The following is an 11,904-nucleotide window of genomic DNA, read 5'->3' as shown; positions in this document are numbered from 1 at the left end:
ATTCTCTTTCCGTCAAGTACTTTAATCATCATCGTCATCGAGATCATCTTGATGAAGTTCAGATAGTTGTCCTTCGATACCATCATCTAGTTCATTGTCATCAGCATCATCAAGATCATCATCTGAATAATCATCTTCATTATTATCGTCATCATCAACGTCCAAATCTTCATCTTCTGGATCATCTGAATCGTAGTCAATAATGTCATCATCGTCAGAATCACCAATAAATGCGTTAACTTTCTTGTGGTGCTTCTTACGTGGAACATCATCTTCATCTTCTGGATGGTTTACTTCTTCATCAACAGATTCATATGGGAACCAAGAACGCAATGCCCAAACATTATCACCCATTGAAATGAATTCACCATCAGTGTTCATATCAGTGTAAAATTGTGGCAAACGCTCACGAATTTCTTCGTCACTCTTACCCAGAAAATTCTGGACGGCGTTAACGATATCAGCAAAGGCCATTCGCTTGCCGCTATCTTGTAAAATTGCACGAGCAACTTCGATCATTGACAATTCGTCTTTATTTTGGCCTTTAAAATCATCTAACCCCACAGTGGCACGTCCTTTCACGTAATCAATTTATCTAAATTTGCTAAAGATCTATTATTTCAATCTTTATTGCATAGTTACCTACTAAGTATAGACCAGAAAAGAGATCATATTCAACTTTTAGTTGCATCTTTCCTGGAGAAATTTTTGAAAAATCTAATTTATTGGTCAAAGATACTAAATTCATCTGTTTACCAGCAGCCATAATTTTACATTTTTTCTTCTCTCCTGGCTCAAATTTCATTAGTGTATGATCGCCCTTGATGTCTCCGCGCTGCATTACTAACTCATTTTGTTTAACTAATAATTTTACTTCGACATCGCCTTCTTTATTTTTTTCATTATATTTTATACGCCAGCCACCAGCAATTTTTTCAATTGTTCCTAAGCCGTCACGTTCAAAAATTGCTGAATCATCTTCTTGATGAATTTCACTAGTAATTTTTATCTCAACTTCTTTATTCATCTTTTTCACCTTCATCCTTACTAAGATGGCCTTACAGTAGCATTATTGTTATAATCAAGTTAATTAAAAGTTAACAGATTATTTTATTATCCGAGAAAATAGTATAAGAAAAATGGAAAAATTTCAAAGCAAAAAGCTGGATCATGAAAAAGTATTGCGTGATCCTGTCCACAACTATATTCATGTAAAAGATAAAGTCATTTTAGATATCATTAATTCAAAAGAATTTCAGCGTTTACGCCGAATTAAACAGTTAGGGCCCGCTTCCTATGTTTTTCAAGGTGCAACTCATACTCGCTTTGAGCATAATCTAGGGGTATATGAATTAACACGCCGAATTTGCGATATTTTTGAAGAAAAATATGCAAGTAAAGAACCTGGAGACGGCTTGTGGGATCCTAATGAACGACTTTTAGCCGAATGTGCAGCCTTACTACATGATATTGGCCATGGTCCATACTCTCATACTTTTGAACACCTCTTCGGTACTAACCATGAAAAGATGGGGCAACAAATCATTACCGATAAGAATACTGAAGTTAATCAAGCTTTAAGACAGATCAGCCCTAACTTTCCAGAATTAGTAGCTAGTGTAATTGCAAAAACCTACTCTAATCCACAAGTGGTGAAATTAATTTCTAGTCAGGCAGATGCCGATAGAATGGATTACTTACTTCGTGACGCCTACTTTACTGGTGTAACCTATGGTAGTTTTGATTTGACTAGAATTTTAGAAGTAATACGCCCTTACCGCGATGGAATTTGCTTTACAGATAAGGGAATTCATGCCGTCGAAGACTATATTATTAGTCGCTACCAAATGTACCAACAAGTTTACTTTCACCGCGTTAATCGTTCAATGGAAGTTATCTTGCACCACTTACTTGAAAGAGCTCAGATCATATATGAAGAAGGTAAACTCCAAGTCACTCCTCAACTTGAAGCCTTTCTTAAAGGAAACTGGACACTTGACGATTATCTAAATTTGGACGATGGAGTTATGGAAACTAACTTTTTATTATGGACTAATTCTGGTGATCAAATTCTATCAGATCTTTCAAGGCGCTATTTATACCGTCATCCGCTTGAAAGCGTCAAAATTAACGAAGATACTAAGAGCTTACTACCAAAATTAAAGAATTTAATTAAACAAGCAGGTTTTGATCCTAACTACTACACTGCTACTAATTCTGCATTTGATGAGCCATATGATGCTTACAAGCCCACTGGTAAAAATGCTCATAGCCCTATCGAAATTATGCAGGCTGATGGTAGTTTAGTCGAACTATCCGAGTTAAGTCCTTTAGTTAAATCCTTAAATGGTACTCTTCAAGGAGATGAACGTTTCTTCTTTCCTAAAGTAATGGTTAAAGAAACTGATGAGCCACAAATCTTTGATCCTATTTATCAAGAATTTCAGAAGTATATTAGAAACAATACATTGCGCTACTTAAGACGTCCAAATAAAAAGAAATAACTATAAAAAAGTACATTGACTGTAAAAATCAATGTACTTTTTTATTTATGCCTTGACCGCAAAAGCCTCGTATGGTTTCAGAATAATATTCTTTAGACTACGTTGCTTTTCATAATTGCTAATCAAAACTTCTTTAAAATTATTATCTAAGTTAAATTTTTGTTTTTCACCAGATAGATTAGCAACAATAAGCCACTTTTCACTTCCTAATTTACGCCAAAATGCTAAAACACTATCACTAGTATTTTCAACCAGCTCAAAATCTCCATCAACCACAACAGAATTTTCATGTCTAAGCTTAATTAATTTTTGATAAGTATAGAAAATTGAATCAGGATCTGCTAACGCTGCTTCCACGTTAATCTTTTGATAGTTTGGATTAACTTTTAGCCAAGGTTTCCCGCTAGTAAATCCAGCATTAGCCTTATCTGACCACTGCATTGGCCGTCTTGCATTATCACGGCCTTTAACATTAATTGACTTAATTAGGTCATCTTTCTTATAACCTCGAGCCAGTCTTTCATGATACATATTAATACTTTCAATATCTTCGACCTCATCAATAGATTTAACAGGATAATTAGTCATCCCAATTTCTTCGCCATTATAGATATAAGGCGTTCCATGCATTAGGTGTAAAATTATTGCAAACATCTTGGCGCTTTGAACACGATACTCTCGGTCATTTCCCCAACGAGAAATTACACGAGGAATGTCGTGATTTTCCCAGAAAAGACTATTCCAAGCATGATTAAAATCAATTTCTGTCTGCCACTTAATTAAAACCTTTTTCAATTCTCCTAAATCAAGAGGTCTTAAATCCCACTTTTCTTTTCCTGGCTCTTGATCTAAACCCTGATTTTCAAACTGAAAGACCATCGATAACTCATGGCGTGCAGGATCAGAATATTCTTCGGCAATTTTTGGCGTTGCATTCCATGTCTCTCCTACTGTCATTAAATTCTTCCCAGCAAAAGTGTTTTCATTCATTTCTTTCAAATATGGATGAAGCATTGGTCCGTTTTCACGAATTTTTTGATCTGGATCTTTGCCGATTAGTTCAATGACATCCATTCTAAATCCGCCAATACCTTTAGCAATCCAGTAATTCATCATGTCATAGATCTTATTTCTTAATTCTGGATTCTTCCAGTTTAAGTCTGGTTGTTGATCCGCAAAAAAGTGCAAATAATACTGCCCAGTCTTTTCGTCAAATTTCCAAGCTGAACCTGAAAAAGCAGACTTTAAATCATTCGGTTCATGACCATCTACAGGATCGCGCCAAATATAAAAGTCACGGTAGGGATTATCTTTACTCTTTTTTGCTTCTACAAACCAGGGATGTTGATCCGATGTATGATTTACGACAAGGTCCATAATTATACGTATATGGTGTTTTTTAGCTTCTTTAATCAGATTATCCATATCCTCCATCGTTCCGTATTGTGGGTTTATTTTTTGATAATCTGAAATATCATAGCCATTGTCTACTCCAGGAGATAAGTAAACTGGAGATAGCCAAATTGCATCAATTCCTAATTTTTCTAAATATCCAAGTCTGGAAATAATTCCAGGAATATCTCCGATTCCATCCCCATTACTATCTTGAAATGACTTAGGATAAACCTGATAAACAACTGCTTTTTTCCACCATGGTGTCATAATTTTTCTCCTTCAAATAAAAAGTGTCCTGCACTTTGCAGAACACCTTTTTCACATAAACTTTAATTTGATTAACCCTTATCAGCACCTGCTGTAATTCCGTTAACATAGAACTTCTGCATTACAATGAACAAGATTGTAATTGGGATAGCGATTACCACACACCCGGCAATGAATTGAGTAAAGAATTGAGCCATCATACCTTTTGATGAGTGGACCATATTGTACAAACCATAGGCAACTGTGTAGGTCTTCGGATTTCCTGAGGTAGAGAGGATAATACCTGAGAAAATGAAGTCTACCCATGGAGCCATAAATGAGGTAAGTGCAGTATAAACAATCATTGGCTTGGAAAGTGGCAATCCAATATGAATGAAGACTTGCCATTTAGTTGCACCATCAATTTCAGCAGCTTCATCAATCGCACGTGGCATTGTGTCAAAGAATCCTTTAGCAATGTAGAAACCAAGTCCTGCACCACCAACATAAACTAAGATCAAACCACCGAGGTTTAACATGTTCAAGGCTTTCAAGATGTAGTACAAAGCAATCATCGACATGAAGCCTGGGAACATTCCTAATACTAAAGCAATTTGCAAGAATGGCTTACGGAAGCGGAAACGTAATCTTGATAATACGTAAGCAACCGCAATCGTAACAAAAGTTGATAATGTTGCTGAAATAACAGCTACAAATAATGTGTTTAATACCCAGTTAACAAATGGATATTGTGAGTTAGTAAAGATACCAATATAATTTTGCCAAGTAAACTTATCTGGCCAAATTGTAGATACGAATCCTGTATTGTTGTATGAAAAACTAGCTAGAATAATCCAGATAATTGGGAAGATCCATAAAACGGCCAAGATGGCTAATAGAACATATCTAAAGATTAATGCAATCTTTCTTTGATTATGATAAGACTTCATTTTTAGCCCTCCTTGTACGCATTAGTATGACGATATGCAATTAGTGAGAATGTTGCACTAATGATAAAGATCAAGATACCCAAGACAGCTGATGCATTGTAGCGTTGCTCTTGACCAAATGTTAAGTTATAGAGCCAAGTTACTAACAAGTCAGTAGAACCAGCGCCGTTGTAGTTATTGTTCATTGGCGCACCACCAGTTAACAAGTAGATAACATTGAAGTTGTTGATGTTACCAATAAATTGTTGAATCAAAGCTGGAGACATTACAAAGAGAATTTGTGGAAATGTAATGTGGTTAAAAATTTGTACTGGACTTGCACCGTCAATACGTGCAGCTTCAATTTGGTCTTGTGGTAAGTTTTGAATAATAGCGGTTGAAGTTAACATTGAAACTGGGATACCGATCCACATGTTAACCACAATAACTGTAATTCTTGCGACAAGTGGACTAGCCTGATTATCAATGAAGTGAATTGGGTGGCTAATCCATCCCCAGTTCATAAGTAATGTGTTCAATGGACCTTGGTAGTCAAGGAATTGTGCCATCATTAATAGAGAAACGAACTGTGGTACAGCATAAACAATTACAAAGATTGTTCTCCACAAGTTTTTGTGCTTGATTCCTTTCGATTCAATCAAAAGTGCAAGCAAAACTCCAAAGAAGAAAGTAGTAGCTGTAGCTGCCACTGCCCAAATCAAAGTCCAACCTAAAACTGGGAAGAAAGTACCAGCTAAGTCTCCACTTAACACGTTTCCAAAAGCTTGAAATCCTGTCCATGAGAAACCAATCGAGTGTTGACGATCATAGTTAGTGAAAGCCATCGAAATCATAAAGACAGTTGGCAAAACAGTAAATAAAATAATTAAAACAATTGGAATTGTCATCAAGGTTGCATGTAATCTTTGGTCAAACAAAGATGCAATCTCTTCACGGTTAGTTGGAATATGTTCATGTCTCTTTTCTAATAAGAAAGTATGCTTATTAGATTTTAGATTAATGATGTATAGGTAAATAAATCCAGCAACGATAAACAAAGCTAAAATACCAAATAATAAGATTAAAACTGAATTATCTGGTTGCTGAGTAACATATACTCCTTGAGCTTTATCGAATACAACTCGTTTTGTCTTTATTGCACCTAAATTACTTAAACCAGCAATTGAATGAATTCCACTTAAGAAGAACCAAATCAAAAATACGATTTCAGTAAATAAAAGTGAAAATCCTTTTAGCCATTGTCGATGCTTAATAGCATTTAAGCCCATGATGAAGAATGTTAATTTTGTTGCGGTATCTCCATCTTTCCATGTTTCCTTTAAGGTAACCGCAGGCGTAGCATGTTTTTTCTTAAACATAATTAATCAAACCTTTGCTTATGTGATTTATCAAGATTATTCTTTCTTAGAAATACTCTTTTGTAATTTAGCAAGCTTAGTCTTGTATTGTGATGGCTTAATCTTGCCGTCATATGCACCACTGATTAATGGAGCTGAGTCATTCCAGAAAATTGACATTTGTGGCAATTTTGGTTGAAGAACTGAGTAGCCTGGTTGTGCCATTTGAATTACGGCCTTAGCAACTGGGTCGTTCTTAACTTCTGCAGTATTTTGAGCTGCCTTGTTTACAGGAATTTCACCAGCATTCTTGTGAACAATTAATTGGTTTTCCTTGTTTGATAAGTATTTAGCCAAAATTGCGGCATTCTTAGCGTTAGAAGTATGTGAGTTAACTGCAAAACATTCAATACCTAAGAAAGCTTCCATTTGAGCAGTCTTACCACCAACTTCAATAGTTGGATATGGAGCAACACCTAAGTTCTTGCCTAAAATCTTCTTAATGTTTGCGGCATTCCATGGACCATCTAAGATAGCATTAGCGTTACCCTTCTTTAATTGGTTAAGCGCATTAGAAGTTTGCATAACACCTTTGTTGTTCTTTTGTTCTGCGTACCACTTCATTGCGTTTACACCATTTTGTGAGTCCATGGTTGAACCCTTAACGTCTTCTCCGCTGTCACCAAATAACTTAGTGCCTGCTGAGAACATTACTGGCCACATTACATAAGCATTAGTAAAGTCAGTTGCAACTACACCTTTAGAAGTCATGGTCTTCCAGGATTTAACATCTTCTGGTGAAAGCTTAGATTTGTCGTAGTAAACAGTTTGAGCTTGTTCTGCGTATGGATATGCATAAAGCTTGCCTTTCCATTCAACACCTTTGTAAGCTTCTGGAACTGAGTTCTTCTTAATTTCTTTAGTGTCAGATGGTGAAAGTGGGTTGATGTAACCTGAATCTGCCATTTGACCTAATTGGTCATTTGGGACACCAAATACATCGGCAGCCTTTGAAGGGTCCTTACCAACGTCAGTCTTAGCATTAGCAGAACCATTAGGGTTTTGAGTAACCTTAACTTTAATGTTAGGGTGTTCCTTTTCAAAATCCTTTACAACACCCTTGTACCAACTAACACGAGCTGTATCAACCCAAAGAGTTAATTGTTTATCTGAGTTCTTTGATTCGTTTGAGTTAGAGCTCTTTCCACAAGCAGTTAATGAGATAGCTGATAGAGCTACGACACTACCTAAAGCTAATTTTTTCCATAACTTCATGATATTTCCTCCTAGCCATGACTGGCTAAATACATTATTACAACCGTGAACCAAATTTCACACTCGTTGTAAGCTTAATTAAATATTTGCAGAAGCGTCCTCTCCTGCAAGTTAACGAATTGCATTCGTTGTATCCTTATCAAAGAAGTGAGCCTTGTTTACATCAAATCCCATTTCTACCTTGTCGCCTGGAGTATGGTAGTCACGAGCATTTACAATGGCTACAAATTCAGTACCATCAACTTTTTGATAAAGTTGAATAGTTGAACCAAGCAATTCTGAAACAACAACTGTTGATTTAACTGTTTGGTTAGGCCAAGTTTCAAGGAAGGCTTCCTCTGAGTGGATATCTTCAGGACGAATACCAAATACTAAGTCCTTATCTTCATATCCCTTTTCCTTAAGCATCTTTGCCTTACCTTCAGGAATTTCGATGTCTAAACCTTTGCCGTCGCTAATTCGATTTCCCTTAAAGTGAACATTAAAGAAGTTCATTTGAGGAGAACCAATAAAACCAGCAACAAACATATTTACAGGCTTGTTATAAACTTCTAGTGGCGTACCAATTTGTTGAACTTGACCAACAGACATAACAACTACTCGATCAGCTAAAGTCATGGCTTCAGTTTGATCGTGAGTAACATAAATTGTAGTAGTACCTAAATTTTGGTGTAATTTAGCAATTTCGGCACGCATTGTGACACGTAACTTTGCATCCAGGTTTGATAATGGTTCGTCCATCAAGAAGATTGGTGCATCACGCACAATTGCACGTCCTAAGGCAACACGCTGTCTTTGACCACCAGATAATTCAGATGGCTTTTTATCAAGGTATTCAGACAAACCTAAGATATCAGCGGCATGTTTAACCCGTTTATCGATTTCATCCTTCTTATAGTGACGAAGTTTCAAACCAAAGGCCATGTTGTCATAAATAGACATATGAGGGTATAAAGCATAGTTCTGGAATACCATGGCGATGTTTCTATCTTTAGGTGCCACATCGTTCATTACTTTATGGTCAATTTCTAAAGTACCCTTAGAAATATCTTCCAGACCAGCAACCATTCTTAAAGTAGTTGACTTACCACAACCAGATGGCCCAACAAAAACGATAAATTCCTTGTCTTTGATATGTAAATCAAAGTCATTTACTGAATATTTATCATTTCCTTCGTACTTTTTATAGATATGGTTTAAATCTACTTCAACCATTCTCTTTCCCTACTTCCCTCTTATTTTTTATTAAAAACTGATTCAATTTCTGAAAGTTTTAATTCTTTAGTAGTTGGAACAATATAATCAGCCTCTTTTAAGACTTCTTTATCTCCGATCCCTACTGCAAATTGCCCAGCACTCTTGATTGATTGGACTCCTGCTTGAGCATCTTCAAAGCTAATTACTTCATCCGCATTTAATCCAATCAACTTTTGTGCCTTTTCATAAATTTCTGGATCTGGCTTTCCACGATGAAGAGTCGCTGGATCAACAATGCCATCAAATTCATCCATAATTCCTAATTTAGTTAAAATCTTAGGTGCATTTTTTGAGGCAGAAGCAATAACCATTTTTAAGTTTTGTTTCTTTGCATCACTAAGCAACTGAGGAATACCTGGCAAAATATCTGCTGGCGTCATTTTTTCTACTTGTTCAACAAATTTAGTATTTTTTTCTGCTGCAAATTTTTCTTTTTCAGCTTCAGAATATTTATCCTCTTGACCGCCATATTTCAAAATTAGATTTAATGAATCCATTCTTGAAATACCCCTTAAGCTGTCAAGTTGTTCATCCGTTAAGCTAATTCCTAATTCATTGGCCAAATTATTCCAAGCAGTTAAGTGATAAACAGCTGAGTTAGTTAAAACACCATCTAAGTCAAAAATTAAGCCTTTAAGCATTCAGTTTCACCTTCTTTAAGCATGACTTTCTGATCGTTAACTAGAATTTCAAGATCTTTACCCTTGAGTAATGAAATCTTGGTTTCTTGATGATCTACATAAACTTCAATCAACCGACCACGGTAGTTAATTTTGAAACTATAGTGATTCCAATTATCTGGAATAAAAGTCTTAAATTTCAATTGATCGTGATCATAACGCATTCCTGCAAATCCTTGAACAATTGCAAGCCATGAACCACTCATTGATGTGATATGCAAACCATCAACTGTATCGTTGTTGTAATTATCTAAATCAAGTCGTGCAGTTCTTTCATAAAGCTCAACAGCCTTATCTTTCTTTCCCAATTCAGCAGCTAAAACTGAGTGAATTGAAGGAGATAATGAACTTTCGTGAACAGTTAAAGGTTCGTAGAAATCAAAATTCTTTTCTTTTTGTTCCTTAGTGTAATTTTCTGGGAAGAAATAAATTCCTTGCAATACATCAGCTTGCTTAATAAATGGTGATCTTAAAATCTTATCCCATGACCAGTGTTGATTAATTGGTCTTTGATCTTCGATTTCACTTACTGGACGAATCTCTTTATCAAGGAAATCATCTTGTTGTAAGAAAATACCTAAATCTTTATCTTCTGGAAGGTAAATCTTATCAACAATGTCTTGCCACTTCTCTTTTTCTTCTTCAGTGACATGAACTCTTTCTTGCGCTTGCTTAGTTGCAAGAGGCAAACGCTCTAAAGTATATTTCAAAAGCCATCTTGCCATGGTACTAGTGAACCAGTTATTGTTAACATTATTTTCATATTCATTCGGTCCGGTCACACCATGCATTACATATTTATTACGCCATTTAGACCAATGAACTCTAGCTGCCCAGAATCTTGCAGTTCCAACTAAGACATCCATGCCTTCGTTTTTAACATAGCTATCATCGCCTGTATATTCGGTATACATTGCAATTGCATGTGGAATATCAGCATTTCTGTGAATTTCTTCAAAAGTGATTTCCCATTCGTTGTGACATTCAATACCATTGAAAGTAACCATTGGGAACAATGCGCCTGGAAGGCCTTGCTCCTTAGCATTGTGATAAGCTCCTGGCAATTGATTATGACGATATTGAAGCAATGCCTTAGTTACGCTTGGCTTAGTAATCGCTAAATACATCGGAACGATAAATGCTTCTGTGTCCCAGTAAGTAGCACCTCCGTATTTTTCACCGGTAAAGCCTTTTGGACCGACATTTAATCTTTCATCTTCGCCGTAATAGGTCATAAACAATTGAATGATATTAAAGCGAATACCTTGCTGAGCAGCTGCGTCACCGTCAATTTCAACATCACTTGTTTCCCAGCGCGTTTTCCAAGTAGCCGTGTGATCAGCTAAATTCTCTTCAAAGCTCTTAGCTTGAAGCTTTTTCATTAAGTCTTCGGCAACACTGGCTTGATCTTTTTCTTCAACATCGCGACTTGTTATAACAATAACGTCTTTTTCAAGGTCATAGCTTTGACCCTCGTCTAATTCAACTGAAAGCTTTTCACTTAACTTAGCTTCGTCAGTTGTTACTTCGCCTTGAAGTGCTTCACCGTTATGGCGTAATGCTTGTTTAAGCAAAACAGTAAATTGAGGAACTTCGTATGGATTTGGCTTAGTTTTAACTTGAATAGTTCTTGCATCCTTGTCTTCACCAAGTGGAATCCAAAAACGTTCATCATAATTACTATCTTCATTCACAACTGTTCCATCTAAAGTTGAATCAAAGTCAATCTTTGCATGTCCTTCAAGTACGGTAGCTTTAACTTTAATTAAAGCTGCTTCTTTTTGAACAATATGAAGAAAACGTTCAAACTCAAACTTAACTTTGACATCTTTACCTTCATAAACAAAACTTCTTGACAGAAGACCTTGGTGCATATCAAGTGATAATTCAAAATCACTAAATTTTACTTTAGCTAGATCAATTTTTTCACCATTAACAGTAATTCCAATTCCGATAAAGCTTGGTGCATTTGGTGTTTTACCAAAATACTTTGGATATCCATTCTTCCACCAACCAACAACTGTCTTATCTGGGAACCAAACACCTGCTAAATAGGTTCCTTGAAGAGCGTCGCCAGAGTAGCCTTCCTCAAAGTTTCCTCTCATTCCCATATAATCATTACCAATTGCGGTAATACTTTCTTGTAATCTTTTATCTTCCTTAGAAAATTCATGCGTTGTTACTTTCCAAGGATCAACTTCAAAAATTCTCTTCATCATCATTCTCCATCACTTCTGTGAGGTTTTTTGTTTACAAGTCT

The 11,904-nt window shown here is 36.0% G+C and carries 10 protein-coding genes; 1 reads left to right on the top strand and 9 read right to left on the bottom strand.

Annotation, left to right across the window (positions count from 1 at the left end):
- Nucleotides 1–21 precede the first annotated feature (21 nt).
- Together rpoE and QM512_RS09615 are read right to left on the bottom strand one after the other, a co-directional pair.
- Nucleotides 22–564: a DNA-directed RNA polymerase subunit delta gene (rpoE, locus tag QM512_RS09620; RefSeq protein ID WP_003655719.1), complete on the bottom strand. Its 543-nt coding sequence runs from the start codon at nucleotides 562–564 to the stop codon at nucleotides 22–24.
- A gap of 40 nt (nucleotides 565–604) precedes the next feature.
- Complete coding sequence (locus QM512_RS09615) at nucleotides 605–1,027, bottom strand: DUF1934 domain-containing protein (protein ID WP_282805453.1); 423 nt, start codon at nucleotides 1,025–1,027, stop codon at nucleotides 605–607.
- Between the two features lie 112 nt (nucleotides 1,028–1,139).
- Between QM512_RS09615 and QM512_RS09610 the strand changes: the two genes are divergently transcribed.
- A complete protein-coding gene (locus QM512_RS09610; protein WP_282805452.1) occupies nucleotides 1,140–2,504 on the top strand; it encodes an HD domain-containing protein in 1,365 nt (454 codons plus the stop codon).
- A gap of 45 nt (nucleotides 2,505–2,549) precedes the next feature.
- On the opposite strand, the gene QM512_RS09605 is transcribed toward QM512_RS09610, so the two are convergent.
- From QM512_RS09605 to QM512_RS09575, 7 genes are all read right to left on the bottom strand, one after another.
- The gene (locus QM512_RS09605; protein ID WP_282805451.1) at nucleotides 2,550–4,166 is read right to left on the bottom strand and encodes a glycoside hydrolase family 13 protein; all 1,617 of its coding nucleotides are present in this window, start codon (nucleotides 4,164–4,166) and stop codon (nucleotides 2,550–2,552) included.
- A 71-nt stretch (nucleotides 4,167–4,237) separates the two neighbouring features.
- A complete protein-coding gene (locus QM512_RS09600; protein WP_003649522.1) occupies nucleotides 4,238–5,095 on the bottom strand; it encodes a sugar ABC transporter permease in 858 nt (285 codons plus the stop codon).
- Nucleotides 5,096–5,097: 2 nt separating this feature from the next.
- Complete coding sequence (locus QM512_RS09595; protein WP_282805450.1) at nucleotides 5,098–6,453, bottom strand: carbohydrate ABC transporter permease; 1,356 nt, start codon at nucleotides 6,451–6,453, stop codon at nucleotides 5,098–5,100.
- Between the two features lie 36 nt (nucleotides 6,454–6,489).
- Nucleotides 6,490–7,707 (bottom strand): extracellular solute-binding protein, encoded by a 1,218-nt coding sequence (locus QM512_RS09590; RefSeq protein WP_282805449.1) that lies wholly within the window; start codon nucleotides 7,705–7,707, stop codon nucleotides 6,490–6,492.
- A gap of 111 nt (nucleotides 7,708–7,818) precedes the next feature.
- Nucleotides 7,819–8,922 carry an ABC transporter ATP-binding protein gene (locus QM512_RS09585; RefSeq protein ID WP_282805448.1) on the bottom strand — a complete coding sequence of 368 codons (1,104 nt, stop codon included), beginning with the start codon at nucleotides 8,920–8,922 and terminating at the stop codon, nucleotides 7,819–7,821.
- Nucleotides 8,923–8,942: 20 nt separating this feature from the next.
- Nucleotides 8,943–9,605, bottom strand: coding sequence for a beta-phosphoglucomutase (gene pgmB, locus QM512_RS09580; RefSeq protein WP_282805447.1), 663 nt, complete (start codon nucleotides 9,603–9,605; stop codon nucleotides 8,943–8,945).
- Nucleotides 9,590–11,860, bottom strand: coding sequence for a glycoside hydrolase family 65 protein (locus QM512_RS09575; protein WP_282806471.1), 2,271 nt, complete (start codon nucleotides 11,858–11,860; stop codon nucleotides 9,590–9,592). Before QM512_RS09575 ends, pgmB begins: the two co-directional genes overlap by 16 nt.
- Nucleotides 11,861–11,904 lie beyond the last annotated feature (44 nt).

Origin of the sequence: Lactobacillus isalae, assembly GCF_947539375.1 — a bacterium.
GTDB lineage: Bacteria > Bacillota > Bacilli > Lactobacillales > Lactobacillaceae > Lactobacillus > Lactobacillus isalae.
Note: the sequence above shows the minus strand (reverse complement) of the source record. Positions and strands in the feature narration are given on the sequence as shown.

Excerpts from the sequence above, each read along its gene's own strand:
- QM512_RS09605 (WP_282805451.1), bottom strand. The coding sequence starts at position 4,166 with ATGACACCATGGTGGAAAAAAGCAGTTGTTTATCAGGTTTATCCTAAG.
- QM512_RS09595 (WP_282805450.1), bottom strand. The coding sequence starts at position 6,453 with ATGTTTAAGAAAAAACATGCTACGCCTGCGGTTACCTTAAAGGAAACA.
- QM512_RS09615 (WP_282805453.1), bottom strand. The coding sequence starts at position 1,027 with ATGAATAAAGAAGTTGAGATAAAAATTACTAGTGAAATTCATCAAGAA.
- QM512_RS09590 (WP_282805449.1), bottom strand. The coding sequence starts at position 7,707 with ATGAAGTTATGGAAAAAATTAGCTTTAGGTAGTGTCGTAGCTCTATCA.
- pgmB (WP_282805447.1), bottom strand. The coding sequence starts at position 9,605 with ATGCTTAAAGGCTTAATTTTTGACTTAGATGGTGTTTTAACTAACTCA.
- QM512_RS09575 (WP_282806471.1), bottom strand. The coding sequence starts at position 11,860 with ATGAAGAGAATTTTTGAAGTTGATCCTTGGAAAGTAACAACGCATGAA.
- QM512_RS09610 (WP_282805452.1), top strand. The coding sequence starts at position 1,140 with ATGGAAAAATTTCAAAGCAAAAAGCTGGATCATGAAAAAGTATTGCGT.
- QM512_RS09600 (WP_003649522.1), bottom strand. The coding sequence starts at position 5,095 with ATGAAGTCTTATCATAATCAAAGAAAGATTGCATTAATCTTTAGATAT.
- QM512_RS09585 (WP_282805448.1), bottom strand. The coding sequence starts at position 8,922 with ATGGTTGAAGTAGATTTAAACCATATCTATAAAAAGTACGAAGGAAAT.